This is a genomic window from Solwaraspora sp. WMMD791 (genome assembly GCF_029581195.1).
GTDB lineage: Bacteria > Actinomycetota > Actinomycetes > Mycobacteriales > Micromonosporaceae > Micromonospora_E.
The window spans coordinates 3,815,968-3,840,032 of sequence record NZ_CP120737.1 but is presented as its reverse complement, the minus strand read 5'-3'; the positions used below and the strand labels follow the sequence as shown (position 1 = coordinate 3,840,032).

27 protein-coding genes and 1 riboswitch are annotated in these 24,065 nt (G+C 71.6%); of the genes, 22 read left to right on the top strand and 5 right to left on the bottom strand.

Annotated elements, in window-relative coordinates:
• Window positions 1-54: 54 nt before the first annotated feature.
• The 8 genes from infA to truA all read left to right on the top strand — a co-directional run bounded on the left by infA (window position 55) and on the right by truA (window position 4,877).
• Window positions 55-276, top strand: a complete 222-nt coding sequence (gene infA / locus O7623_RS17000) for a translation initiation factor IF-1 (RefSeq protein ID WP_007073013.1) — start codon at window positions 55-57, stop codon at window positions 274-276.
• An 88-nt stretch (window positions 277-364) separates the two neighbouring features.
• Window positions 365-478 (top strand): 50S ribosomal protein L36, encoded by a 114-nt coding sequence (rpmJ, locus tag O7623_RS16995; protein ID WP_012184307.1) that lies wholly within the window; start codon window positions 365-367, stop codon window positions 476-478.
• 246 nt (window positions 479-724) lie between these two features.
• Window positions 725-1,105: a 30S ribosomal protein S13 gene (gene rpsM / locus O7623_RS16990; RefSeq protein WP_282224023.1), complete on the top strand. Its 381-nt coding sequence runs from the start codon at window positions 725-727 to the stop codon at window positions 1,103-1,105.
• A gap of 61 nt (window positions 1,106-1,166) precedes the next feature.
• Window positions 1,167-1,574: a 30S ribosomal protein S11 gene (rpsK, locus tag O7623_RS16985; RefSeq protein WP_007073011.1), complete on the top strand. Its 408-nt coding sequence runs from the start codon at window positions 1,167-1,169 to the stop codon at window positions 1,572-1,574.
• Window positions 1,575-1,588: 14 nt separating this feature from the next.
• Window positions 1,589-2,215 (top strand): 30S ribosomal protein S4, encoded by a 627-nt coding sequence (rpsD, locus tag O7623_RS16980; protein WP_282224022.1) that lies wholly within the window; start codon window positions 1,589-1,591, stop codon window positions 2,213-2,215.
• Between the two features lie 112 nt (window positions 2,216-2,327).
• Window positions 2,328-3,350, top strand: coding sequence for a DNA-directed RNA polymerase subunit alpha (locus O7623_RS16975; protein WP_282224021.1), 1,023 nt, complete (start codon window positions 2,328-2,330; stop codon window positions 3,348-3,350).
• A gap of 34 nt (window positions 3,351-3,384) precedes the next feature.
• A complete protein-coding gene (gene rplQ, locus O7623_RS16970; protein WP_282224020.1) occupies window positions 3,385-3,945 on the top strand; it encodes a 50S ribosomal protein L17 in 561 nt (186 codons plus the stop codon).
• A 95-nt stretch (window positions 3,946-4,040) separates the two neighbouring features.
• Complete coding sequence (gene truA, locus O7623_RS16965) at window positions 4,041-4,877, top strand: tRNA pseudouridine(38-40) synthase TruA (protein ID WP_282224019.1); 837 nt, start codon at window positions 4,041-4,043, stop codon at window positions 4,875-4,877.
• On the opposite strand, the gene O7623_RS16960 is transcribed toward truA, so the two are convergent.
• Complete coding sequence (locus O7623_RS16960) at window positions 4,857-5,852, bottom strand: hypothetical protein (RefSeq protein ID WP_282224018.1); 996 nt, start codon at window positions 5,850-5,852, stop codon at window positions 4,857-4,859. The two genes, truA and O7623_RS16960, sit on opposite strands and share 21 nt — an antisense overlap.
• A 144-nt stretch (window positions 5,853-5,996) precedes the next feature.
• Between O7623_RS16960 and O7623_RS16955 the strand changes: the two genes are divergently transcribed.
• The 5 genes from O7623_RS16955 (at window position 5,997) to O7623_RS16935 (ending at window position 10,757) form a co-directional block, all read left to right on the top strand.
• On the top strand, window positions 5,997-6,611 hold the full coding sequence (locus O7623_RS16955) for a methyltransferase (protein ID WP_282224017.1): 615 nt from the start codon (window positions 5,997-5,999) through the stop codon (window positions 6,609-6,611).
• A gap of 73 nt (window positions 6,612-6,684) precedes the next feature.
• Window positions 6,685-8,355: an ATP-binding cassette domain-containing protein gene (locus tag O7623_RS16950; RefSeq protein WP_282224016.1), complete on the top strand. Its 1,671-nt coding sequence runs from the start codon at window positions 6,685-6,687 to the stop codon at window positions 8,353-8,355.
• A 28-nt stretch (window positions 8,356-8,383) separates the two neighbouring features.
• Window positions 8,384-9,364, top strand: coding sequence for an aldo/keto reductase (locus tag O7623_RS16945; RefSeq protein WP_282229444.1), 981 nt, complete (start codon window positions 8,384-8,386; stop codon window positions 9,362-9,364).
• 311 nt (window positions 9,365-9,675) lie between these two features.
• On the top strand, window positions 9,676-10,551 hold the full coding sequence (locus tag O7623_RS16940) for a helix-turn-helix transcriptional regulator (protein WP_282224015.1): 876 nt from the start codon (window positions 9,676-9,678) through the stop codon (window positions 10,549-10,551).
• Window positions 10,548-10,757 (top strand): DUF397 domain-containing protein, encoded by a 210-nt coding sequence (locus O7623_RS16935; RefSeq protein WP_282224014.1) that lies wholly within the window; start codon window positions 10,548-10,550, stop codon window positions 10,755-10,757. Before O7623_RS16940 ends, O7623_RS16935 begins: the two co-directional genes overlap by 4 nt.
• A 126-nt stretch (window positions 10,758-10,883) precedes the next feature.
• On the opposite strand, the gene O7623_RS16930 is transcribed toward O7623_RS16935, so the two are convergent.
• Complete coding sequence (locus O7623_RS16930; RefSeq protein ID WP_282223817.1) at window positions 10,884-12,146, bottom strand: ISL3 family transposase; 1,263 nt, start codon at window positions 12,144-12,146, stop codon at window positions 10,884-10,886.
• Between the two features lie 305 nt (window positions 12,147-12,451).
• Window positions 12,452-12,563, top strand: a riboswitch (TPP riboswitch).
• Here O7623_RS16930 and O7623_RS16925 point away from each other — a divergent pair.
• From O7623_RS16925 to thiC, 7 genes are all read left to right on the top strand, one after another.
• Window positions 12,558-13,232, top strand: coding sequence for a thiamine phosphate synthase (locus O7623_RS16925; protein ID WP_282224013.1), 675 nt, complete (start codon window positions 12,558-12,560; stop codon window positions 13,230-13,232). It overlaps the preceding riboswitch by 6 nt.
• Window positions 13,229-14,371, top strand: a complete 1,143-nt coding sequence (gene thiO, locus O7623_RS16920) for a glycine oxidase ThiO (protein WP_282224012.1) — start codon at window positions 13,229-13,231, stop codon at window positions 14,369-14,371. Before O7623_RS16925 ends, thiO begins: the two co-directional genes overlap by 4 nt.
• Window positions 14,362-14,562, top strand: a complete 201-nt coding sequence (gene thiS, locus O7623_RS16915) for a sulfur carrier protein ThiS (protein ID WP_282224011.1) — start codon at window positions 14,362-14,364, stop codon at window positions 14,560-14,562. The genes thiO and thiS overlap by 10 nt, the downstream gene beginning before the upstream one ends.
• 5 nt (window positions 14,563-14,567) lie before the next feature.
• Complete coding sequence (locus O7623_RS16910) at window positions 14,568-15,338, top strand: thiazole synthase (RefSeq protein WP_282224010.1); 771 nt, start codon at window positions 14,568-14,570, stop codon at window positions 15,336-15,338.
• Window positions 15,335-15,928 carry a thiamine phosphate synthase gene (locus O7623_RS16905; RefSeq protein ID WP_282224009.1) on the top strand — a complete coding sequence of 198 codons (594 nt, stop codon included), beginning with the start codon at window positions 15,335-15,337 and terminating at the stop codon, window positions 15,926-15,928. The genes O7623_RS16910 and O7623_RS16905 overlap by 4 nt, the downstream gene beginning before the upstream one ends.
• Window positions 15,928-16,785: a bifunctional hydroxymethylpyrimidine kinase/phosphomethylpyrimidine kinase gene (gene thiD, locus O7623_RS16900; protein ID WP_282224008.1), complete on the top strand. Its 858-nt coding sequence runs from the start codon at window positions 15,928-15,930 to the stop codon at window positions 16,783-16,785. The genes O7623_RS16905 and thiD overlap by 1 nt, the downstream gene beginning before the upstream one ends.
• A gap of 47 nt (window positions 16,786-16,832) precedes the next feature.
• On the top strand, window positions 16,833-18,425 hold the full coding sequence (thiC, locus tag O7623_RS16895; RefSeq protein WP_282224007.1) for a phosphomethylpyrimidine synthase ThiC: 1,593 nt from the start codon (window positions 16,833-16,835) through the stop codon (window positions 18,423-18,425).
• Here thiC and O7623_RS16890 read toward each other — a convergent pair.
• The 3 genes from O7623_RS16890 to O7623_RS16880 all read right to left on the bottom strand — a co-directional run bounded on the left by O7623_RS16890 (window position 18,407) and on the right by O7623_RS16880 (window position 21,737).
• Window positions 18,407-19,936, bottom strand: coding sequence for a hypothetical protein (locus O7623_RS16890; protein WP_282224006.1), 1,530 nt, complete (start codon window positions 19,934-19,936; stop codon window positions 18,407-18,409). The genes thiC and O7623_RS16890 overlap by 19 nt on opposite strands.
• Window positions 19,937-20,007: 71 nt before the next feature.
• Complete coding sequence (locus O7623_RS16885; protein ID WP_282224005.1) at window positions 20,008-20,949, bottom strand: LLM class F420-dependent oxidoreductase; 942 nt, start codon at window positions 20,947-20,949, stop codon at window positions 20,008-20,010.
• Window positions 20,950-20,951: 2 nt separating this feature from the next.
• The gene (locus tag O7623_RS16880) at window positions 20,952-21,737 is read right to left on the bottom strand and encodes an ABC transporter ATP-binding protein (protein ID WP_282224004.1); all 786 of its coding nucleotides are present in this window, start codon (window positions 21,735-21,737) and stop codon (window positions 20,952-20,954) included.
• A 303-nt stretch (window positions 21,738-22,040) separates the two neighbouring features.
• Here O7623_RS16880 and O7623_RS16875 point away from each other — a divergent pair, with 303 nt between their 5' ends.
• Both O7623_RS16875 and O7623_RS16870 read left to right on the top strand, forming a co-directional pair.
• Window positions 22,041-23,075 carry an ABC transporter substrate-binding protein gene (locus O7623_RS16875; RefSeq protein WP_282224003.1) on the top strand — a complete coding sequence of 345 codons (1,035 nt, stop codon included), beginning with the start codon at window positions 22,041-22,043 and terminating at the stop codon, window positions 23,073-23,075.
• Window positions 23,076-23,165: 90 nt separating this feature from the next.
• Window positions 23,166-24,005 (top strand): ABC transporter permease, encoded by an 840-nt coding sequence (locus O7623_RS16870; RefSeq protein ID WP_282224002.1) that lies wholly within the window; start codon window positions 23,166-23,168, stop codon window positions 24,003-24,005.
• The last annotated feature ends 60 nt before the right edge of the window (window positions 24,006-24,065 follow it).

Below are 24,065 nucleotides of genomic sequence, written 5' to 3'. Positions count from 1 at the left end.
GCGAATGGTGTTGTGAGCCGATCCCGAGCAACCGACGTCAGGACAGCGGAGGACATGCCGAAAAAAGACGGGGCCATCGAGATCGAGGGCCGAGTGATCGAGCCACTCCCGAACGCCATGTTCCGGGTGGAGCTCGCCAACGGCCACAAGGTGCTGGCTCACATCAGCGGCAAGATGCGGCAGCACTACATCCGCATCCTGCCCGAGGACCGGGTCGTCGTCGAGCTCTCGCCGTACGACCTCACCCGCGGGCGGATCGTCTATCGCTACAAGTAACCACCTGACGGCGGCCGGGGCGTCCCGTGTCCGTCCTCAAGCCCGGTCCGCGCCTGCGGGCGGGGCGTCACTGGAAGTAAGGCACACCGTGAAGGTCAAGCCGAGCGTCAAGAGGATCTGCAACAAGTGCCGGGTGATCCGCCGGCACGGCCGGGTGATGGTGATCTGCACCGACCCCCGGCACAAGCAGCGCCAGGGCTGACCCCAGGGGCCGACCGGCAACCGCCGGGCCGGCGACGGGGCGGCTCAGGCGGCCGATCCGCACAACAGCACATGCTCGTCCCAGCCGCGAGCTACAGCGCGACACGTCGCTGTGCGACGCGGCCCAACCCCCGGTCGGAGGCCGGGGCCCGGCACGTCGACGGCCCGTACGGGTCGGCCGACCTGGGCAGCCGGGGTGGGGCGGGCTCAGACCTCCGCGCACACCATCTGAGGAGTACGCCCGCACATGGCACGTCTAGTCGGCGTCGATCTGCCCCGCGAAAAGCGGATGGAGATCGCGCTCACCTACATTTTCGGGATCGGCCGGACCCGTTCGATCGCCACGCTCGCCGCGACTGGCATCGACCCGAACAAGCGGGTCCGCGACCTCACCGACGAGGAGCTGGTCCAGCTCCGCGATCACATCGAGGCCAGCTTCAAGGTCGAAGGTGATCTGCGTCGTGAGGTCGCCGCAGACATCCGCCGCAAGGTGGAGATCGGCTGCTACGAGGGCATCCGGCACCGCCGCGGACTGCCCGTGCGCGGCCAGCGCACCCGGACCAACGCCCGGACCCGCAAGGGCCCGAAGCGGACCGTCGCCGGCAAGAAGAAGCCGGGCAAGAAGTAGTCCTGGCCGTCACCGGGTCCGACCGGATACCTCGATCGTCCAATAGGAGCGCAGAAAACTCATGCCACCGAAGGCTCGCGCTGGAGCCGCTGTCAAGAAGGTCCGGCGCAAGGAACGCAAGAACGTCGCCCACGGGCAGGCGCACATCAAGAGCACCTTCAACAACACCATCGTTTCGATCACCGACCCGACCGGCGCGGTGATCTCCTGGGCCTCCGCCGGCCAGGTCGGTTTCAAGGGCTCCCGCAAGTCGACTCCGTTCGCCGCGCAGCTGGCCGCCGAGGCGGCCGCCCGTCGGGCGATGGAGCACGGCATGCGCAAGGTCGACGTCTTCGTCAAGGGCCCCGGCTCCGGCCGGGAGACCGCCATCCGTTCGCTGCAGGCAGTCGGCCTGGAGGTCGGGCAGATCTCCGACGTCACGCCACAGCCGCACAACGGGTGCCGTCCGCCGAAGCGTCGCCGGGTCTGAGAGGTTAGGAAAAGATGGCTCGTTACACGGGTGCCGACTGCCGCCGTTGCCGGCGCGAGAAGATGAAGCTGTTCCTCAAGGGCAGCAAGTGCGACGGGCCGAAGTGCCCGTTCGAATCCCGGCCCTTCCCGCCCGGCCAGCACGGCCGTGGTCGGACCAAGGAGACCGAGTACCTCCTGCAGCTGCGGGAGAAGCAGAAGGCCCGCCGGGTGTACGGCGTGCTGGAGAAGCAGTTCCGCGGCTACTACGAGGAAGCAGTGGCCAAGCAGGCCAAGACCGGTGAGGTCCTGCTGCAGATCCTGGAGTCCCGGCTCGACAACGTCGTGTACCGCGCCGGCTACGCCAAGTCCCGGGACATGGCGCGCCAGTTGGTCAAGCACGGGCACTTCACGGTGAACGGCAAGAAGGTCGACATCCCCTCGTACCGCGTCAAGGAGCACGACATCGTCGAGGTCCGGACGAAGTCGAAGGAGCTGACCCCGTTCCTGGTCGCCCAGGGCGAGGCTGGTTCCAAGACCGTCCCGGCCTGGCTGGAGGCGATCCCCAGCCAGATGAAGATCCTCGTGCACTCGATGCCGGCGCGTCAGGTCATCGACACGCAGGTGCAGGAGCAGCTGATCGTCGAGCTCTACTCGAAGTGAGCCACCCCCGTCGGTGGGGGTCGCGGCCGGCACCGGCCGGCAGCGACCCCCACCGACGGGTGCACCACCGACGGGCGTCATATAGCGGTCGCCCCGACCCAAGGAGAAGTACGTGCTCATCAGCCAGCGGCCGACTCTGTCCGAGGAGTCGATCAGCGAGACCAGGTCCCTGTTCACCATCGAGCCGTTGGAGCCGGGTTTCGGCTACACGCTCGGCAACTCGCTGCGGCGTACCCTGCTCAGCTCCATCCCGGGTGCGGCGGTCACCAGCATCAAGATCGACGGCGTGCTGCACGAGTTCACCACGATCCCCGGTGTCAAGGAGGACGTGGTCGAGCTGGTCATGAACGTCAAGGAGCTCTGCGTCAGCTCCGAGCACGACGAGCCGGTCAGCATGTACCTGCGCAAGCAGGGCCCCGGCGACGTCACCGCCGGTGACATCCAGCCGCCGGCCGGTGTCTCGGTGCACAACCCCGATCTGAAGCTGGCCACCCTCAACGGCAAGGGCCGGCTCGACATGGAGCTGACCGTCGAGCGGGGCCGTGGCTACGTCACCGCCGCGCAGAACAAGCAGGCCGGTGCCGAGATCGGCCGGATCCCGGTCGACTCGATCTACTCGCCGGTGCTCAAGGTCACCTACCGGGTCGAGGCGACCCGGGTCGAGCAGCGGACCGACTTCGACCGGCTGATCATCGACGTCGAGACCAAGCCGTCGATCGGGCCGCGTACCGCGCTGGCCTCGGCCGGCTCCACCCTGGTCGAGCTCTTCGGCCTGGCCCGGGAGCTGGACGAGACCGCCGAGGGCATCGACATCGGGCCGTCGCCGCAGGACGCCCAGCTGGCCGCCGACCTGGCGCTGCCGATCGAGGAGCTGGACCTGACCGTACGGTCGTACAACTGCCTCAAGCGCGAGGGCATCAACAGCGTCGGCGAGCTGATCGGGCGGACCGAGGCGGACCTCCTCGATATAAGGAATTTCGGTCAGAAGTCGATCGACGAGGTCAAGATGAAGCTCGCCGGGATGGGGTTGGGCCTGAAGGACTCGGCACCCAACTTCGACCCGGCACACGTCGTGGACGCCTTCAGCGAAGCCGACTACGACACCGACGACTACCGCGAGACCGAGCAGCTGTAACACCGGCTGCCGCCACCACTGAGGAGCACCAACCATGCCCACGCCCACCAAGGGCCCCCGCCTCGGCGGCAGCCCCGCGCACGAGCGGATGATGCTGGCCAACCTGGCCACGTCGCTGTTCCGGCACGGCAAGATCAAGACCACCGAGACCAAGGCGAAGCGGCTGCGCCCCCTCGCGGAGCAGCTGATAACCAAGGCCAAGCGGGGCGACCTGCACTCGCGTCGTCGGGTGCTGACCGTCGTGCGGGACAAGGACGTGGTCTTCGAGCTGTTCGACCAGATCGCGCCCCGGTTCGCCAACCGTCCGGGTGGCTACACCCGGATCGTCAAGACCGGCCCGCGCAAGGGCGACAACGCCCCGATGGCGATCATCGAGCTGGTCGAGGAGCTGGTGGTGGCCGCCCCGACGCCGGCCAAGGCCGACCGCAGGGCCGCCGCCCAGCAGGACAAGGTCGAGGCACTCGCCGGAGGCGACGAGACCCCGGCCGCGCGCAGCGACGACCAGGACGCCGAGCCGCCGGTGTCGGCCTCCGGTGACACCGACACCGGTGCCACCCAGGACGCTCCGGCCGGCGAGGGCGAGAACAAGGCCTGAGTCCGACGAGCACACCCGGCGGGACCCGGCGCTGCGACAGCAGCGCCGGGTCCCGCTGTCTTGTCCACACCCGCGCAGCGCAGCAGGAGGTCCAGGTGCGGCAGGGGTACGTCCGTCTCCGGCTCGACGTCAGCTACGACGGCACCGACTTCTCCGGCTGGGCGGTGCAGCCGCAGCGGCGTACCGTCGCCGGGGAGCTGACCACCGCGCTCGACCGGGCGTTCGGGCCGGCCGTCGCGGTCGGGCTGACGGTGGCCGGGCGTACCGACGCCGGGGTGCACGCCACCGGCCAGGTCTGCCACCTCGACGTACCGGCCGAGGTCTGGGCCGAGCGGTCCAGCACGCTGCTGCGCCGGTTCGCCGGCACGCTGCCCCGCGACGTACGGGTGCGGGCGGTCACCGAGGTGCCGGCCGAGTTCGACGCCCGCTTCTCGGCGACCTTCCGGCGGTACGCCTACCGGGTCACCGACGCGCCGTACGGTGCCGAGCCGCTGCGCCGCCACGACACCCTCGCCTGGCCGCGTCCGCTGGAGGTGGCCGCGCTCAACGCCGCCGCCGCCCACCTGGTCGGCGAGCACGACTTCGCCGCGTACTGCCGCCGTAAGGAGCACGCCACCACGATCCGGCAGATCACCCGACTGGACTGGCACCGCGACGACACCGGCACGTTGATCGGCACCGTCATGGCGGACGCCTTCTGCCAGGCGATGGTGCGCAGCCTCGTCGGCGCGATGCTGTTCGTCGGTGACGGCCGGCGGCCGACCGACTGGCCGGGCGCGTTGCTGAGCCGGCGGGAACGGTCCAGTGAGGTCACCGTCGCCCCACCGCACGGGCTCACCCTGGTCGAGGTCGGCTATCCGGCCGATCCGGCCGGTTACGCCGACCGGGCCGCCGTCACCCGCCGGCTGCGGCTACCGACCGCCGTCGACTGACGGCTGGACCGCCCTTTTCTCCAGGACACCCGCCTGCAGGTGCAGTTGCAGCATGTCGAACAGGATCTGCCGGGCGTACGGATCGTCGGTGGGCACCGGTTCGCCGTCGGCGCGGGCGATCACGCAGTACATCAGGAAGTGGCCGAGGGAGTGCCAGCCGACCTGGGCGGAGGAGAGCGCGACGGCCTCCGTACCCTCGTCGGCGATCATGCCCTGGAAGCGTCCCTTCTCCTCGTCGACCAGCGGCTTGATCCGGGTGTGGGCCCATTCGGCGCCGGTGGCGTCGGCCAGGTTGAACACGCCCGTCGTGATCAGATACTCCCCGGTGGGGGAGCGCAGGGTGCCCCGGACGACCTGGTTGCAGCCGAGTTCGTCGAGCATCGGCCCGATGTCGCCGGCGACCGCCGCCCGGCACCGCGCTTCGACCTGGGTCTTCAACAGCTGGTACGGCGGTTCGGCGGGATCGATGACGATGTCGCCGGTCGGGAAGACCTCCTCCACCGTCAACGGCGCCGGGTCGACCTCGCGGGAGCTGATGTCGCGGGGCGCCGGGGTCGGGTCGCCGGGCTCGGCGACCCCGGCGGCGACCCGGCCGTTGCGTTCGTCGGCCACGATGAAGAACGAACTGAGGCCGCAGACGCCGAGCATCAGCAGGACGGACAGTCCGCTGATCACCACCTGCCACACCGTGGTCGACGACCACAGGCCGGGGCGTGCGGGGGCCGGGCCGGGCCGTGGTCGACGACCACCGGGTGGCAGGCGGTCGGCGGGTGCCGGCGTACGGGTGGGTCGTCGCCGGCCGGGCTGGTTGCGCAGTCGGGTCGGCCGACCCGGCCCGGCCGGCGGCATGGCGGGAATCAACTCGGTAGGCGGGTCACCCGGCCGGGCGCGGGGCGGGCCGGCGTACGGAGTCCGGGGCGGGCCGACCGGCCGGGGTGGTCGATGCCCCGCGCCGGATTCGTACCCGTACGTCATGTCGCACAGGGTAACGGACCGGGCGGGTAACACGCCGCTTGTCGGGACTGGCGTCAACTGAGTTTTCCGACAAACCGCCAGCGACGGGGGATGGGGTCCCGCGCCGCCGTCGGGCCGTCGGGCCGGGGTTGGGACAATGCGGCGGTGACCGGCGACCACTACTTCAGCCCGCAGCCCACCACCGCCGACGTCCGCTCGGAGATCGAGTTCTCGGTGGCCGGGCGGGACTACACGCTGACCGCCGCCGCCGGAGTCTTCTCCGCCGGTCGGCTCGACCCGGGCACCGCCGTCCTGCTGCGCAAGGCCGACCTGCCCGCGCCGACCGACCCCGGCCCCTTTCTCGACCTCGGCTGCGGGTACGGCCCGATCACCTGCGTGCTGGCCGACCACGCGCCGGCCGCCACGGTCCACGCGGTGGACGTCAACGCTCGCGCCCGGGAGCTCACCCTGGCCAACGCCGGCCGGGTCGGCGTCGCCGACCGGGTCCGGGTGGCCGACCCCGACTCCGTACCGCAGGGGATCAGCTTCACCCAGCTGTGGTCCAACCCACCGATCCGGGTCGGCAAGGCGGAACTGCACGCCCTGCTCGCCCGCTGGCTGCCCCGACTCGCCCCGGACGGCGTCGGCTGGCTGGTCATCGCCCGCTACCTGGGCGGCGACTCGGTGCAGCAGTGGCTGCGGGAGCAGGGTTGGCAGGTCGATCGGCACGCCAGCCAGAAGGGCTACCGGGTGTTGCGGGTCACCCATCGCGTGCACTGACCGCCATCCCTTCCGGGCCGGCGGCGTGGAATCTCAGCTGCCGGCGGCCGGCCCGATCAGGCACCATGCCGAGGTGGGATATGTGGACGTGGCCGCGGTGGGGCACACCCTGCCGGACGGTCGGCAACTGTTCGCCGACGTGTCGTTCCGGGTCGGTGAGGGTGCCAAGGTCGCCCTGGTCGGCCCGAACGGCGCCGGCAAGACGACGCTGCTGCGGATGGTCGCCGGTGACCTGCCGGTGGCCACCGGATCGGTTGCCCGGGCCGGAGGGCTCGGTGTGATGCGGCAGTTCATCGGCATGATCGGCGACGACCGTACCCTTGCCGACCTGGCGCTTTCGCTGGCCCCGCCGCCGCTGCGGGCCGCCGGCGAGCGGCTCGCAGCCGCCGAACGGGCCGTGCACGCCGCGGAGGCCGCGAACTCCGCCGCCGCCGAGAAGACCCAGATCGGGTACGCCAACGCCCTCGCCGCCTGGGGCGAGGCCGGCGGCTACGAGGCCGAGGTCGTCTTCGACACCGTGGCCACCGCAGTGCTGGACCTGCCGTGGGACCGGGTGCGGGACCGTCCCGTCCGGACCCTCTCCGGTGGACAGCAGAAACGGTTCGCGTTGGAACTGCTGCTGCGTGGCACCGACGAGGTGCTGCTGCTCGACGAGCCGGACAACTTCCTCGACGTACCCGGGAAACGGTGGCTGGAGCAGCGGCTGCGCGAGTCGACCAAGTCGGTCCTCTACGTCTCGCACGACCGGGAGTTGCTGGCCCAGACCGCCGACCGGGTCGTCGCCGTCGAGGGCGGCTCCGCCTGGACCCACCCGGGTGGCTTCGCCAGCTGGCACTCCGCGCGCGCCGCCCGGCACGCCCGGCTTGAGGAGCAGCGTCGCCGGTGGGACGAGGAGCACGAGAAGCTTCGCGAGCTGATGCTGATGTACAAGCAGAAGGCGGCGTACAACGACGGGCTGGCCTCGCGCTACCAGGCCGCGCAGACCCGGCTGCGCAAGTTCGAGGAGGCCGGCCCGCCGCCGCTGCCGCCGAAGGACCAGTCGCTGCGCATGCGCCTGTCCGGTGGCCGGACCGGCAAACGGGCGGTGATCTGCGAGCAGCTGGAGCTCGACGGGTTGACGTACCCGTTCGACCTGGAGATCTGGTACGGCGACCGGGTCGCGGTGCTCGGTGCCAACGGCACCGGCAAGTCGCACTTCCTGCGGCTGCTGGCCCGGGGCGGCACCGACCCGGACCCGGCGGCCGGCCCGATCGCCGGCGCGACGCTCGCCCCGGTGGCCCACGACGGGATGGTCCGGCTCGGTGCCCGGGTGCGTCCCGGCCACTTCTCGCAGACCCACGACCGGCCGGAACTGCTCGATCAGACCCTCGCCGACGTGCTGTGGCGCGGCGACGACCACCGGGCCGGGATGGACCGGCACGCGGCGATGGGCGTGCTGTCCCGCTACGACCTGGCCGGGCAGGGCGATCAGCGGTTCGGCACCCTCTCCGGCGGCCAGCAGGCCCGCTTCCTGGTGTTGCTGCTGGAGCTGTCCGGGGCGACCCTGCTGCTGCTCGACGAGCCGACCGACAACCTCGACCTGGCCTCGGCCGAGGCGCTGGAGGAAGGGCTCAAGGCTTTCGAGGGTACGGTGATCGCGGTCACCCACGACCGCTGGTTCACCCGGTCGTTCGACCGGTTCGTGCTGTTCCAGGGCGACGGCGAGGTGGTCGAGGTCCCCGAGCCGGTCTGGGACGTACGCTGACCGTCGTAGGCTGGCCGACATGGCTGAGATGATCTACCGCCGGTTGGGCGACTCCGGGCTGATGGTGTCGGCGGTCGGGGTCGGCTGCAACAACTTCGGCCGCAAGCTCGACGCCGCCGGCACCCGCGCGGTGGTCGACGCCGCCCTCGACGCCGGGATCACCCTGTTCGACACCGCCGACATCTACGGCACCCCGCAGGGCGGTTCCGAAGAGCAGCTCGGGGCGGCGCTGCGTGGCCGCCGCGACGAGGTGGTGCTGGCCACCAAGTTCGGCATGGACATGGCCGGGCGCAACGGCGTCGACCACGGGGTACGCGGGTCGCGGCGGTACATCGTGCGGGCCGTCGAAGCGTCGCTGCGCCGACTCGGCACCGACCACATCGACCTGTACCAGTTTCACGAGCCGGACCCGGTCACCCCGATCGAGGAGACCCTGCAGGCCCTGGACGACCTGGTACGCGGCGGCAAGGTCCGCTATGTCGGCTGCTCCAACTTCGCCGGCTGGCAGATCGCCGACGCGGCGTGGATCGCGCGCACCGGTGGGCTGTCGCCGTTCGTCAGCGCGCAGAACGAGTACAACCTGCTGGACCGGCGGGTGGAGCAGGAAGTGGTGCCGGCCTGTCAGCGTTTCGGCCTGGGGCTGCTGCCGTACTTCCCGCTCGCCGACGGGCTGCTGACCGGCAAGTACCGCAGGTCCGAGGCGCCGCCGGCGGGCAGCCGGCTGGCCGGCGACGGCAGCCGGTACGCCGCCCGGCTCGCCGGGGCACCGTGGGACGTCATCGAGGCACTCGACGCGTACGCCGCGAAGCGGGACCTGCCGCTGCTCGCCGTCGCGATCGGCGGCCTGGCCGCCCAACCGGCGGTGGCGTCGGTGATCGCCGGGGCGACCACTCCCGAGCAGGTACGGGCGAACGCCGCCGCCGGGTCGTGGCGGCCGGACGCCGACGACCTCGCCGAGTTGCGCGCGATCCTGCCGGAGCCCGCCGGCCCCGGCGGCTCGCTGAGCTGACCGCCACTGAATCCACAAGATCATGTGAGGCTCAGATACCCTACGTCGCGCTCGTAAGGTATCTGAGCCTCACATGATTTTGTCTCCTCGGCTGGACTTCCGCCGATGATCAGGTAACTGCATTGCGTGGAGTGGAGACCGGCTGCGGATCGCGGCGCTTTATGCCACTTCGCGGGCCGGCCGTCAGTCGATGATCAATTAGCAGTCGACAACGCTGTCGTGGTGTCGTGGTAGAGATATGTCAACTGTCGAGCGACTGTCGTCTGTCGATCAACCTGTCGTCGGTGAGTGGCATATCAGGAGGTAGCAACGTGCCCGCAGCATTGTTGAACTCGTCGGTGCCCCGCCGGCAGCTTGGTCGGGAGCTGCGTCGGCTGCGTGAGCGGCTGGCCGGGGTGCCGCAGACCACGGCGGCCCGGGAGTTGGAGTGGTCGGCGACCAAGCTGCTGCGGATGGAGCGGGGCGAGGTGCCGATCCGCGCCGAGGATGTCGTGCTGCTCTGCGAGCTGTACGGCGCGGATCTGAAGACCATCGAGGCGTTGGCCGCGCTGGCTCCGAAGACCAAGGAGAAGGGCTGGTGGCACGACTACGCCAGCATCCCTTCCTGGTTCGAGCTGTTCATCGGTTTGGAGGAGGCAGCTGCCCACCTCCGCGAATTCCATACCGAGCTCGTCTCCGGCGTGCTGCAGACCCGCGAGTATGCAACTGCGGTGTTCAGCATGAATCAGGACGAAGTGCCTGCGGAGGAGATCGAGCGCAGGGTCGAGATGCGGATGCGTCGCGCGCGGTTGCTGACCCGGATGGAGCCCTACCTGCCCAGGTTCGACATCGTGCTCGACGAAGCGATCCTGCGTCGACCGATCGGCAGCGGTCAGATCATGGCCGGGCAGCTGCGTCGGCTGGCTCAGGCCGGGGAGCAGCCGAACATTTCGATCCGGGTGCTGCCGTTCAGTGCCGGGCTGCACGCCGGCCTGATGGCGCACGGTTCGTTCACTCTTCTCGATTTTCCAGAAGGGAACGAGCCGACGACCGTCTACGTGGAGGAGTTGACCGGGGCTTTGTTCCTCGATCGGCCGGATGAGGCTGAGCGGTACGCTTGGACCTTCACCGACATCGCTGGCCGGGCGCTGAGCGAGCAGGCCAGTCGTGACCTCTTCTGGCAGACCGCGAAGGAGTACGAGTCGTGATCGATCTTTCCGGCGCTAGCTGGCGCAAGAGCAGCCGATCGAACAACCAGGGTCAGTGCGTCGAGGTGGCTGACGGGCTGGGTGGGGTCGTCGGGGTGCGGGACTCGAAGGATCCGGCTGGTCCGGTGCTGGTGGTCACCCCGGCGAACTGGTCGGCGTTCGTCGCCGCCGCGAAGGCGGGCACCCTCGCCGATTCGCTGAGCTGAACCCCACTGTCCAGGCGCGCGTCGGCGTCGTCAGCCCGGTCTCGGGACATCTACTGCTTCCTGATGATATTCCTCTGAGGAATAATTATGGGTCTTGTGTTGTTTGTGTGGGTCGGTTCTGGATCGTCATCTGGGTAGTTGTGGTCGGTGGCCGCCGAGGCTGAGCATGGCGAGGGCGATCAGTGCGTGGGGTGAGTGGAAGCCGAACGCGATCCGGGTGATCAGCCGGATCTTGGCGTTGACTGACTCGATGAGTCCGTTGGACAGTTGGTGTTCGATCGCGGCGCGGATCGTGTCGCGGTGGCGTGTGATCCGGCGTTGGAGTTCGACGAAGGCGTCGATACGGCTGCGGCGGGCCCACTCGATCCACCTGTCGAGGGCTTCGAGTGCCGCTGCCGGGCTGTCCTTGGCCATGGCGAACACGGCGCGGAGGCCTTCCTTGAGGGCCCAGGCCCGGTACAGCTGGGGCTGGGTCCTGGCGATCCAGTCGAGTTTTGCCTTCTGTGCCTCGGTGAGGTTGTCCGGGTTCTTCCACAGGGCCCACCGTGCGTTCTTGAGTGTGCGGGCGTCGCCCCGGGCGGTGTTGCGTCGGCCGGTGCCGCGTCCGGCGGCCTGGTTCCACGCCTGTCGGCGTACCAGGTCCAGCGCTTCGGTGGCCCAGGCCACGACGTGGAACGGGTCGGCGCACCGCACCGCCTGCGGGCAGCGGCGGGTGACGACCTTCGCGATCGTGTCGGCGCCGTCGGCGGACACGTGGGTGATGGCCGCGGCGCGCTGCTCACCGAGCTGGTCGAAGAAGGCGTGCAACGTCGCGGCGTCCTTGCCCGGCGCGGCCCACACCAGTCGGCCGGTGTCGTGGTCGACCACGACGGTCAGGTACCGGTGACCCTTCTTGTAGGCGATCTCGTCGATGCCGATCCGACGCAGCCCGGCGAACCGGTCGGTGACCTCGCCGGTGTCGGCCCATACCCTGGCCACGATCGCCCCGACGGTGCGCCAACCGACGCGCATCAGCTGACACACCGTCGATTTCGCGGTGCGCACCGCCAGCCACGCCACGGTGGCGTCGAACGCCCGGGTGTGTCCGGCGTTGTGACGCGCCCACGGCACCGCCGCGACCACCACGCCGTGCTCGGCGCAGGACACCCGTGGCGCGTCGGCCTCGACGACCGCCCTGACCGTGCCCAGATCCAGAGCCCGCCACCGCCGCCGCCCGTGACCGGCGTCGAAACCCGGACACCGCCGGCCGCAGTACGGACACCGCCGCCGCGCCCCTCTACGCACCCGTACATGGACCACCAACAACGCGTCTTCGTCGTCGAACTCGACGTCCTCCACCACCGCCCGCTCGACGCCGAGCAGAGCAGCCCATACGCTGACAGAACGCACGCCGTTCCCCGCCTTTCCCAGTTCTGACCTTCGACAAGCCAGAACCTAGGCAGGGCAACGGCGTGCGCCACCAACGCCGCGCCGAACCACCCACAGACACAACACAAGATCCATAATTATTCCTCAGAGGAATATCGCTGGGATCCGTACCTGCTCTGGGTGAGGAGAGGCTGGCTCCCGCCGGTCAGCCACGACCACGACCGCAGTGAGCCTGGTCACGGCCAACAGTGGGGCGAGGGCGGCAGACCGAAGGTTGCCTCGGATTGGCCCTTGGCGGATCGACGAGACCGTCGTACGGTAACAGGCAAGTAACCCACGGGAGCCCGGTGCACCGGGCTGAGAGGGAGGCTGACGCGGCCTCCGACCGTCGAACCTGATCCGGGTAATGCCGGCGCAGGGAGGAGCGTTGCCGTGCCGTCCCTTGGGCGACTGCATCTGATCACCGACACCCGACCCGGGCGCGACCCGCTCGGCGTACTGCGGGCGGCACTCGCTGCCGCGCGGTCCGCCGACGCCACCGCCGACCTGGTCGTGCAGGTGCGCGTCGAGGACGACATGTCCGACCGGGACGCCTACGAGTTCACCGTCCGCGCGGTCGCCGAATGCACCGCGTACCAGGTGACCTGCCTGGTCAACGACCGGTTGCACATCGCGCTCGCCACCGGCGCGGCCGGCGCGCACGTCGGCGCGGCGGACCTGCCGGTCGACGCCGCCCGGCGGGTGCTCGGGCCGGCCGCGATCCTGGGTGCCACCGCCCGCGACCCGGCCACCGGGCAGGCGGCGGTCGCCGCCGGGGCGACGTACCTGGGGGTCGGGCCGTGCCACGCCACCGGGACCAAGACCGGGCTGCCCGACCCGATCGGGCCGGCCGGGCTGGCCGCCGTCGCCGCCGCGGTCGACGTACCAGTGATCGCGATCGCCGGGGTCACCGTGGACCGGGTCGCGCACCTGCTGGCCGCCGGGGCGCACGGGGTCGCGGTGGTCGGCGCGATCGCGGCCGCCGCCGACCCGGGCCGGGCCACGGCCGAACTGCTGACAGCGGTACGGCAGCGGCCGACCGCCGCCGCCGACGGAGCGCCGGCATGACGGCGACAGGCAGCGGACACGCCAACGGCCGGGCCGATGTGGCGGTGGTCGGCGGCGGGCCGATCGGCATGGGCATCGCCTGGCGGTGCGCGCAGCGTGGACTGCGTACCGTGCTGCACGACCCGGCACCCGGGTCCGGGGCGTCGTCGGTGGCCGCCGGGATGCTCGCCCCGGTCGCCGAGTCGCACTTCGGCGAGGCGGAGCTGACCCGGCTGCTGGTCGACTCGGCGGCCCGCTGGCCGGCGTTCGCCGCCGAGCTGACCGCCGTCACCGGCCAGGACATCGGCTACCGCACCGACGGCACCCTGGTCGTCACCCTCACCGGCGACGACCAGCGGGAGGCGCACCGGCTCTGGGCGTACCAGCAGAGCCTGGACCTGCCGATCACGCTGCTGCGCGCCACGGCGCTGCGCGAGCGCGAACCGGCGCTGGCCCCGAGGGCACGCGGCGGGGCACTGATGCCCGACGACCACCAGGTCGACCCGCGTCGGCTGGTCGCGGCGTTGGACACCGCGCTGGACCGCGCCGGGGTCACCGTGGTCCCGCAGCCGGTCACCGACGTTTCCACACTGGACGCGCAAGTGGTCGTCGTCGCGGCCGGCTGCGGTTCGGCGACGCTCACCGGGCTGCCGATCCGGCCGGTCAAAGGCCAGATCCTGCGGCTGCGGGCACCCGCCGGCGCCGTCGGGTTCCGGCACGTGATCCGGGGGTACGCCGACGGCCGGCACGTCTACCTGGTGCCGCGCGGCGACGGTGAGGTGGTCGTCGGTGCCACCGTCGAGGAACGCGGCGACACCACCGTCACCGCCGGAGCGGTGCTGGAGCTGCTGCGCGCCGCCGCCGACCTGCTGCCGGAGATCGCCGAGTACGAGCTGGTCGAGGCGCGGGCAGCGGCCCGGCCCGGTACACCGGACAACGCGCCGCTGCTCGGCTGGCACCGAATGCCAGGGGACGGAAGGCGGGTGCTGGTGGCGACCGGGCATCACCGGCACGGCATCGTGCTGACCCCGGTGACCGCCGACCTGATCGCCGACCTGGCCGCCGGTGCCGACCCGGATCCGGTGCTGGCACCGTTCCAACCGGGCCGGTTCACCGCCGCGACCAGGGAGAACGCGAGGGAGAAGGAGCCATGGAGCTGATCGTGAACGGCGCGCCGGTGACCACGCCGACCGGTGCCACGCTCGCCGACGTCGTCCGTACGGTCACCGACGCCGACCGGGGCGTCGCCGTCGCCATCAACGGTGAGGTGGTGCCGCGCAGCGGCTGGCCGGCCGAGCAGCTGTGCGACGGCGACCGGGTCGAGGTGCTCATCGCGGCCCAGGGCGGGTGAGCCGGATGCCGTTCACCGTCGCCGGGCACAGCTTCGACTCCCGGCTGATCCTCGGCACCGGCGGCGCCGCCAACCTGCACATCCTGGAGCAGGCGATCGCCGCCAGCGGCACCGGGTTGGTCACCGTCGCACTGCGCCGGGTGGACAGCGCCGCCACCATGCACGGCGGGCTGCTCGACCTGCTGGAACGCTGCGGCGTACGGCTGTTGCCGAACACGGCCGGCTGCTACACCGCCACCGAGGCGGTGAAGGTGGCCCACCTGGCCCGCGAGGCGTTCGACACCGACTGGGTGAAGCTGGAGGTCATCGGCGACGAACGGACCCTGCTACCGGACGGCGCCGAGCTGCTGCGCGCCGCCGAGCAGCTGGTCGACGAGGGTTTCACCGTGCTGCCGTACACCACCGACGATCCGGTGCTGGCCCGGCGGCTGGCCGACGTCGGCTGCGCGGCGGTGATGCCGGCCGGCGCGCCGATCGGCTCCGGCCTGGGCATCCTCAACCCGCACCACATCCGACTGATCCGTCAGTCGGTCGACATCCCGGTGATCCTGGACGCCGGGGTCGGCACCGCCTCCGACGCCGCGCTCGCCATGGAGCTGGGCTGCGACGCGGTGCTGTTGGCCAGCGCGGTGACCCGGGCAGCCGACCCGGTGGCGATGGCCACCGCGATGCGGTACGCCATCGACGCCGGCCGGCTGGCGGCCCGCGCCGGCCGGATCCCGAAACGGTTCCACGCGTTGGCGTCCACCCCGGACGAGGGGCGGCCCGAGCTGTGAACGGGATTCTGCTGCTCACCGACCGCCGGCAGGCGACCCGGCCGCTGCCGGAGGTGGTGGCGGCGGCGGTCGCCGGTGGCGTCCGGCAGGTCGTGCTACGGGAACGCGACCTGCTCCGGGCGCAGCGCGCCGCGCTGGCCGACCGGCTGCGCGCCCTGCTCGCCCCGGTCGCCGGCACCCTGATCGTCGCCGGTCCGGACCCGCTCGGCGGTGACGCCGTGCACCTGAGCGCCGCCGGACCGTACCCCCCGCCGGGTCACGGGCTGGTCGGGCGCTCCTGCCACGACGAGGCCGAACTCGGCCGACTGACCACGGAGGACTACGTGACGGTGTCACCGGTGTTCGCGACCGCGTCCAAGCCCGGCTACGGGCCGGCACTCGGCCCGACCGGACTTGCCCGCCTGGCCCGCCGGGCCGGCCGGCCGGTGGTCGCGCTCGCCGGGGTGGCCACGGCGGAGCAGGTCGCCACCTGCCGGGCGGCCGGTGCCGCAGGGGTGGCGGTGATGGGCGCGGTGATGCGTGCCGCCGATCCGGCGGCCGTGGTCCGCGAGCTGACCGCCGGGTTGCTGCCGGCCGAGGTGAGCTGCTGATGGCCGCCGACCGAAGCACTCCGGTCGTGGCGATGACGATCGCCGGATCCGACTCCGGCGGCGGCGCCGGCATCCAGGCCGACCTGAAGGTCTTCGCCGCGCTCGGCGTCCACGGCACCAGCGCGGTCACCGCGGTGACCGCGCAGAACACCACCGGGGTCACCAGCGTCCACCAACTGCCGGCGAGTCAGGTGCTGGCCCAGATCGAGGCGGTCCGCGCCGACCTGCCGGTGGCCGCGGTCAAGACCGGCATGCTCGGTACGGCGCGGGTCGCCGGGGCGGTCGCCGCCCTGGCCCGGGCGGGGGATCTGCCGAACCTGGTCGTCGATCCGGTGCTGGTCTCCACCAGCGGGCACCGGCTCGGGGTGGTCGGGGCGGTGGAGCGGCTGCTGCCGTACGCCCTGGTGGCGACGCCGAACCGGGCGGAGGCGTCGGCGCTGGTCGGCTGGCCGGTGCGGACACCCGATGAGATGGCGCGGGCGGCGGCCGAGCTGGTCGCCGGCGGGCCGAGGTTCGTGGTGGTCACCGGCGGCGACCCGGACGGTACGTCGACCGACCCGGCGGCGGTCGACGTGGTCGCGACGGCACCGGACCCGGCGGCAGGTGCCGGTGTCGCCGGTGACAGCTGGCAGCTGGCCGGTGAGCGGCTGGCCACCCGCAACACCCACGGCACCGGCTGCAGTTTCGCGGCGGCGGTCGCCGCCCGGCTGGCCCTCGGCGACGACGTACCGGCCGCGTTGGACGTCGCCAAGGGGTACGTCGCGGGGGCGTTGGCCGGGGCAGCGCACTGGCGGCTGGGTGCCGGGCACGGCCCGGTCGACCACTTCGGCTGGTCCCGCCAGCCGCTGTCCATCTGAAGTCGGCACCCCACCGAAGTCGGCACATATCTGAAGGAGGCCCGCCGATGCAGGCTCGTCGAAAGGTGTACGTGCAAGGACCGCGACCGGACATCCAGGTGCCGTTCGCCGAGGTGACCCTGGCGGGCGACAACCCGCCGGTGCGGCTCTACGACACGTCCGGCCCGGGGTCGGACCCGCAGGTCGGGTTGCCGCCGCTGCGCGGACCGTGGATCGCGCAGCGTGGTGACGTGGCTCCGGCACGCGGGGCCGGCACCCCGCTGGCGGGCGCGGACGGGCGTCGGCCGACCCAGTTGGCGTACGCCCGGGCCGGGACCGTCACCCCGGAGATGGAGTTCGTCGCGGTGCGCGAGAACCTTCCGGTCGAGGTGGTACGGGAGGAGATCGCCGCCGGTCGCGCGGTGCTGCCGGCCAACGTCAACCACCCGGAGTCCGAGCCGATGATCATCGGTAGTCGGTTCCTGGTGAAGGTGAACGCCAACATCGGCACCTCGGCGGTCTCGTCGTCGGTGGCCGAGGAGGTGGAGAAGCTGACCTGGGCCACCCGGTGGGGTGCGGACACGGTGATGGACCTGTCCACCGGCAAGCGGATCCACGAGACCCGCGAGGCGATCGTGCGCAACTCGGCGGTGCCGATCGGTACGGTGCCGATCTACCAGGCGTTGGAGAAGGTCGGTGGGGATCCGGTCAAGCTGAGCTGGGACGTGTTCCGGGACACCGTGATCGAGCAGGCCGAGCAGGGCGTCGACTACATGACGGTGCACGCCGGGGTGCTGCTGCCGTACGTGCCGTTGGCGGTCGACCGGGTCACCGGGATCGTCTCCCGGGGCGGGTCGATCATGGCCGCCTGGTGTCTGGCGCACCACGAGGAGAACTTCCTCTACACGCACTTCGCGGAGCTGTGCGAGATCCTGGCCCGCTACGACGTGACCTTCTCGCTGGGTGACGGGCTGCGACCCGGTTCGATCGCCGACGCCAACGACGCCGCCCAGTTCGCCGAGCTGCGGACGTTGGGCGAGTTGACCAGCGTCGCCTGGGAGCACGACGTGCAGGTGATGATCGAAGGCCCCGGCCATGTGCCGATGCACAAGATCAAGGAGAACGTGGACCTGCAGCAGGAACTGTGCCACCAGGCGCCGTTCTACACGCTCGGCCCGCTGACCACCGACATCGCGCCGGCATACGACCACATCACCTCGGCGATCGGCGCGGCGATGATCGGCATGTTCGGCACCGCGATGCTCTGCTACGTCACGCCGAAGGAGCATCTGGGGCTGCCGGACCGCGACGACGTGAAGGCCGGAGTGATCGCGTACAAGATCGCGGCGCACGCCGCCGACCTGGCCAAGGGGCATCCGGGGGCGCAGGCCTGGGACGACGCGTTGTCCAAGGCCCGGTTCGAGTTCCGCTGGGAGGACCAGTTCAACCTGTCGCTGGACCCGGAGACGGCCCGGTCGTACCACGACGCCACGCTGCCGGCCGAGCCGGCGAAGTCGGCGCACTTCTGCTCGATGTGCGGACCGAAGTTCTGCTCGATGAAGATTACGCAGGATCTGAAGGAGTACGCCCAGCAGGGCATGAGGGACAAGTCGGACGAGTTCGTCGCCGCTGGTGGGCGGGTCTACCTGCCGCTGGCCTGATCATCCGCGCCGCCGCTGCGGGACCGGCCATCCGGGCGGCGGCTCGGTCGGCGCAGCTCACTGACCCAGTCGACGTGCTCTGCCTCCTCGTCGGTCAGTGCCGGTGGCGGAGGACGGCGGGCCCGGCCGAACCGGGGCCGGGGGATCCGGCTGGTCCGCGTCGGGCCCACACCCACGCCGGGGTCGGCGGCTGGTGCCGGGGTCACCGAGGCCGGGGTCACCGGAGCCGGGGCCACCGGCGGCGGGGCGACCGGGGTGGTGGCCACCGGCGGCGGAGCGACCGGTCGGGGCACCGGCCGGGCGGTCGTCGCCGGCACCGGAGCCGGCGCCGGCCCGCTGGCGGCGGCGACCGGTGACGGGGTGACGCGGGGTGTCACGGCGACCGGCGCCGGCGCCGGCCGGTTGCCCGGATGCTGTCGGGCGGCTGCCGGGGCGACCCCCGGCTCCGGCCCGGCCGCGACCACCGGCGCGACCACCGGCGGTGGCACGGCCTTTGCCGGCACGGCCTTTGCCGGCACGGCCGGCGACGGGCCGGGTGCCGGCGCCGCCACCGGCGCTGCTGATGCCGGCACCGGTGCCGGTGCTGCTGACTCCGGTGCGGGTGCTGATGTGGATGGAGGTGCGGTGCGGGCCGCCGACCGTGGCCGCCGTACCCCCGTGGTGACGATCGACCCGAGCGCCCCGGCGGCGACCGCCAGCAGCGCCGCCCAGTACGGGTCGTCCTGGTAGCGCCCGCCCTGGCCGGCGCCGGCGATCAGGTAGGCGGCGTTGACCACCGCCGGGCCGAGCATCCCGGCCACCGCGCCGGCGAACACCGGCTGGTGCCGCCACCGGAACCAGCCGCTGACCGCCACCGCGATCGCCAGCGCCAATGCCGGCAGCAGCACCAGTGCCCGGGTGCCGGCCCCGGTCGGGTCGAGCCCGGCCGGGTCGAACACCCCGAGCCGGATCTCGGCGACCGGATCGCCGGCCCGCAGCACCGGTGCCACCGACCCGATCGCCAGCAGCCACAGCGCCCCGGTGACGAGCAGCAGATTCCACCGCAGCACCGGGTGGGCCGATGCGGCGACGGCCGCCAGGACGCCCACCGCCGCCCCGACCCCACCGGTCAGCGCGACGGCCAGCACCGGCTGCTCCGGGCCGACGGCCGCCCGGGCCGGCAGGGCCGACAACCCGACGACCGCGATCGCCGCGCCGGCGGCGGCGACCAGTGCGAAGACCATCGAACGGGCGAGGCCGTACGCCCTCGTGCGACCTGCCCCGGCGCGGTGCCGGGCCGGGTGACCGGCGGCGATCCGCTGCCCGGCGTACGCCCCGACGGCGGTGGCGACCGCGGCGAACCAGGCCAGCCAGGTCAGCTGCGCCGGCCAGCGGTCGACGGCCGGGCCGGTGAAGTCGCGTGGCAGCCGTACCAGCTCGAGACCGTAACCGGCACCGAGCTGAACCGCGCCGACGACGGCCGCACCGGCGAACGCCGCGCCGAGCGACTTGAGCCAGGTCCGCAACGCCATGCCGGGAGGCTACGGCGGGCGGCCCCTACTGTCGACCGCAGCGCCGGCCGGTGCACCCGGCGGGCTCCACCTCAGCTCAGCTGCGGCAGCACCTCGGCGGCGACCAGCTCGAGGTGGTCCAGGTCGGCCAGGTCGATGAAGCGCAGGTGCACCCGGCTCGTGCCGATCGCGGCGAACTCGCCGATCCGGTCCACCAGCTGTGCCGGGGAGCCGACCACCGGATCCTCCGGCGGCAGCGCGCTCTTCTCGTGCAGCGGCGCGGCCCGGCGGGCGGCTTCGGCGTCGGTGCGGCCGATCGCGATGACGATGCCGGCCGACAGGGTCAGCGGCGGCCGGTCCTGCTCGGTACGCCCGGTCCGGTGGCAGGCCTCGATCACCCGTTCGTACGCGGCCGCCGTCTCGGGCACCGATTTGAACGGCATGTTGAACTCGTCGGCGAACCGGGCGGCCAGCTCCGGGGTGCGTTTCGGGCCCCGCCCACCGACGATGATCGGTGGGCCGGGCACCTGCACCGGCTTTGGCAGCGCCGGCGCGTCGACCAGCTGGTAGTGGTCGCCGTAGAAGCTGTACGTGTCGCCGACCGGGGTCCGCCACAGCCCGGTGATCACCTCGAGCTGCTCGGCGAGCCGGTCGAACCGTTCGCCGACCGGCGGGAACGGCAGCCCGTACGAGGTGTGCTCGCGGGCGTACCAGCCGGCGCCGATGCCGAGATCGACCCGGCCGCCGCTCATCTGGTCGACCTGGGCGACCATCACCGCCAGCGGGCCGGGCAGCCGGAACGTGGCCGAGGTGACCAGGGTGCCGAGCCGGATCCGGGTCGTCTCGCGGGCCAGCGCGGCCAGCGTCAGCCAGGCGTCGGTCGGGCCTGGCAGGGCGAGCTGCTCACCCATCGACTGGTAGTGGTCGGCCCGCAGGTAGCCCTCGAAGCCGGACTCCTCGGCGAGCCGGGCCAGCCGCAGCTGGTCGTCGTAGCTGGCACCACGGTGCGGTTCGGTGAACACGCTGACCCGCATGGTCACTCTCCTCCGATCCCGGCCGACGCCGGGGATTCCCGTTCCATCAGGACCTCGTGCAGGTCGGCGCTGCACCGCGCGACGTCCTCGGTGTGCGCGTTGCGCCCCAGGCTGCGTGGGCGCGGGATGTCGATCGGCACGATCTTGCGGATCCGCCCCGGTCGGGGGCTGAGCACGACGACCCGGTCGGCGAGCAGGACCGCCTCGTCGATCGAATGGGTGACGAAGACGATGGTGGCCGCGCGTTCCATGTGGATGCGCTGCAGCTCGACCGACAACTCCTCCCGGGTGAGGGCGTCCAGGGCGGAGAACGGCTCGTCCATCAGCATGACCCGCGGCTCGGTGATCAGCGAGCGGCACAGCGACACCCGTTGCTGCATGCCGCCGGAGAGCTCGTGCGGCAGTCGCTTCTCGAATCCGGTCAGGCCGACCAGGTCGAGCAGCTCCAGTGCCCTGGCCCGGTGCTGGGCGCGGCGCAGCCCGAAGATCTCCACCGGCAGCAGGACGTTGTCCAGCACCGACCGCCAGGGCAGCAGTGCCGGGCGTTGGAACAGCATCGCGATGTCGCGGCGGGCCTTGACCACCCGCTGCCCGCCGACGGTGACGGTGCCGGCGGTCGTCGGCAGCAGCCCGGCGATCAGCCGCAGCAGGGTGGACTTGCCGCAGCCGGAGCGGCCGACGACCGCGACGAACTCGCCGGCGGCGACCGACAGGTCGATGCCCTGCAGGGCTTCCACTGTGCCGGACCGGCCGGTGAACGTGCGCCCGACGCCACTGAGCTCGATCATGCGGCCGGCTGCTCCCTCGTCCAGAGTCGATCAACAGCCGGGACAGAGTATCCGGATCATGCCGACGACGCACTACCCGTACGGTAAACACTTTTACTGCCGGTCGGGCATCCACACTGACCGCCTGTCGCATTGGTCAGCATTCCCTCGTACTCTGTTGCCCGCGAAGATTCCCGACGCGACCGCGGCGCCCCGTCCGGCCCCCACCGGTCAGACGCCGCGCCGGACCAACTACCCCCTCTGGTTGGCGCTGCGACCTGCGGGTCGTCGACCAACCATCCGGGTTGGAAAGGACACACCCTCATGACAAGGCTCACCCGAACGATCGCCGCAACCGCCATGGCCGCGGCCCTCGCGGTCACCGGCGCATGTAGCGCGGACGACGGTGACGAGGCCTCAGGCGGCGGCGCCGAGGAAGTGAAGAAAGTGACGTACCTCACTTCCTTCGGCAACTTCGGCCGTGATTCGTACGCCTGGGTCGCCAAGGACAAAGGCTTCTTCACCGAGGCCGGATTCGATGTGGAGATCAAGCCCGGTGCCGGCACCGGCGACAACATCAAGACCGTCGTCGCCGGACAGGCCCACTTCACCCCGATCGACCTGACCGGTGGCCTGTTGCAGTTCGGCAACGGACAGGCCAAGGACTTCGTCGTCGTCGCCGGCATCCAGCAACGCACCATGGCGGCGATCATCGCCCTGGACGGCAACGGCATCACCACCCCGAAGGACCTGGAAGGCAAGAAGCTCGCCGACACCCCCGGCTCGGTGGTACGCAACCTCTTCCCGACGTACGCATCGCTGGCCGGCATCGACGAGACCAAGGTGGAGTGGGTCAACGGCACCCCGCAGACCCTGATGGGCACCCTCGCCTCGGGGCAGGTCGACGGCATCGGCCAGTTCGTCGTCGGTAAGCCCACCGTGGAGACCGTCGCCCAGGGCAAGGCCGCCGTCGTGCTGCCGTACAGCGACATCATGACCGACCTGTACGGCAACGTGCTGATCACCTCGACGAAGATCGCCGAGGAGGACCCGGAGATGGTCAAGCGGTTCAGCGCCGCGCTGCTCAAGGGCCTGGAGTACAGCATCGCCAACCCGCAGGAGGCCGGCGAGATCCTGGCGAAGAACGTGGAGGAGGCCAACCCGGCCGCCGCCGCCGCCGAACTCGAGCTGATGGCCGCGTTCGTCAAGTCCACCAGCTCCGGCGTGCCGGTCGGGGCGCTGGACAGCCAGCGGATCGCCCGCAGCATCGCGATCCTGCAGGGTGCCGGTGCGATCCCGGCGGGCCTGGAGCCGGAGCAGGTCGTCAACTTCGACCTGGCGCCGAACGCCGCGTCCTGACCGACGGCGGGTACGGGTGGGTCGTCGCCGCGACGGCGACCCACCCGTACCCGCTCGCGGCCGGCCCGAGTCCGAGCCCGAGGAGTGTCGATGACCGTACTCAAACCTGCGGCCCGACCGGTACGGGCCGTGCCCGTGGCCGCGCCGCCGGGGCGGCCCGGCGGTGGCCGGGCCGCCGCCGTGCTGCTGCCACTGGCCGGCCTGCTGGTGACGGGGCTCGCCTGGTGGCTGGCCACCAGCGTGCTCCAACTGGTCCACCCGGCGGTGCTACCACCCCCGCAGGACGTGTGGGGTGCCTTCACCCCGCGTGCCCAGCGACTGCTGGAGCACACCCTGACGACCACCCTCGAGACCGTCACCGGCTTCGCTCTATCCACTGTCGTCGGGGTGCTGATCGGGCTGGCGCTGGCCATCTCCCAGACGGTCGAGCGGATGTTCTCCCCGTTGCTGGTGGCGCTCAACGCCGTACCGAAGATCGCGCTCGCGCCGCTGCTCGTCGCCACCCTCGGGTGGGGTCAGCAGCCGATCCTGACGATGGTCTTCCTGCTCTGCTTCTTCCCGATCGTGCTGGGCACCGCGACCGGGCTGACCTCCACCCCCGCCGACCTCGCCGAACTGGCCCGGTCGTTGGACGCCTCCCGCTGGCAGACGTTCCGCAAGGTGCGGTTGCCGGCCGCGCTGCCGCAGATCTTCGTCGGATTGAAGGTCGCGATGCCGCTGGCCGCGATCGGCGCGATCATCGGTGAGTTCTACGCCGGTGAGGAGGGCCTGGGTTACTTCATCGTGCAGACCGGCGGGATGGGGGAGACCGCCGCCGCTGGGGCCGCGATCATCCTGGTCGCGTTGATGAGCATCGTGCTCTACTTCAGCGTCGTACTGGTCGAACGGCAGCTGCTGCCCTGGGTCCGGGAGACCACCTCGGCCCGCTGACCGGCACCGCAGCGCGGACGGGTCGGTCCCACCGGCAACGGTGGGACCGACCCGTCCGCG

Excerpts from the sequence above, each read along its gene's own strand:
- O7623_RS16875 (WP_282224003.1), top strand. The coding sequence starts at position 22,041 with ATGACAAGGCTCACCCGAACGATCGCCGCAACCGCCATGGCCGCGGCC.
- rplQ (WP_282224020.1), top strand. The coding sequence starts at position 3,385 with ATGCCCACGCCCACCAAGGGCCCCCGCCTCGGCGGCAGCCCCGCGCAC.
- rpsM (WP_282224023.1), top strand. The coding sequence starts at position 725 with ATGGCACGTCTAGTCGGCGTCGATCTGCCCCGCGAAAAGCGGATGGAG.
- O7623_RS16945 (WP_282229444.1), top strand. The coding sequence starts at position 8,384 with ATGATCTACCGCCGGTTGGGCGACTCCGGGCTGATGGTGTCGGCGGTC.
- O7623_RS16890 (WP_282224006.1), bottom strand. The coding sequence starts at position 19,936 with ATGGCGTTGCGGACCTGGCTCAAGTCGCTCGGCGCGGCGTTCGCCGGT.
- O7623_RS16960 (WP_282224018.1), bottom strand. The coding sequence starts at position 5,852 with ATGACGTACGGGTACGAATCCGGCGCGGGGCATCGACCACCCCGGCCG.
- thiS (WP_282224011.1), top strand. The coding sequence starts at position 14,362 with ATGGAGCTGATCGTGAACGGCGCGCCGGTGACCACGCCGACCGGTGCC.
- O7623_RS16910 (WP_282224010.1), top strand. The coding sequence starts at position 14,568 with ATGCCGTTCACCGTCGCCGGGCACAGCTTCGACTCCCGGCTGATCCTC.
- infA (WP_007073013.1), top strand. The coding sequence starts at position 55 with ATGCCGAAAAAAGACGGGGCCATCGAGATCGAGGGCCGAGTGATCGAG.
- thiO (WP_282224012.1), top strand. The coding sequence starts at position 13,229 with ATGACGGCGACAGGCAGCGGACACGCCAACGGCCGGGCCGATGTGGCG.
- thiD (WP_282224008.1), top strand. The coding sequence starts at position 15,928 with ATGGCCGCCGACCGAAGCACTCCGGTCGTGGCGATGACGATCGCCGGA.
- rpsD (WP_282224022.1), top strand. The coding sequence starts at position 1,589 with ATGGCTCGTTACACGGGTGCCGACTGCCGCCGTTGCCGGCGCGAGAAG.
- rpsK (WP_007073011.1), top strand. The coding sequence starts at position 1,167 with ATGCCACCGAAGGCTCGCGCTGGAGCCGCTGTCAAGAAGGTCCGGCGC.
- O7623_RS16880 (WP_282224004.1), bottom strand. The coding sequence starts at position 21,737 with ATGATCGAGCTCAGTGGCGTCGGGCGCACGTTCACCGGCCGGTCCGGC.
- O7623_RS16885 (WP_282224005.1), bottom strand. The coding sequence starts at position 20,949 with ATGCGGGTCAGCGTGTTCACCGAACCGCACCGTGGTGCCAGCTACGAC.
- O7623_RS16870 (WP_282224002.1), top strand. The coding sequence starts at position 23,166 with ATGACCGTACTCAAACCTGCGGCCCGACCGGTACGGGCCGTGCCCGTG.
- thiC (WP_282224007.1), top strand. The coding sequence starts at position 16,833 with ATGCAGGCTCGTCGAAAGGTGTACGTGCAAGGACCGCGACCGGACATC.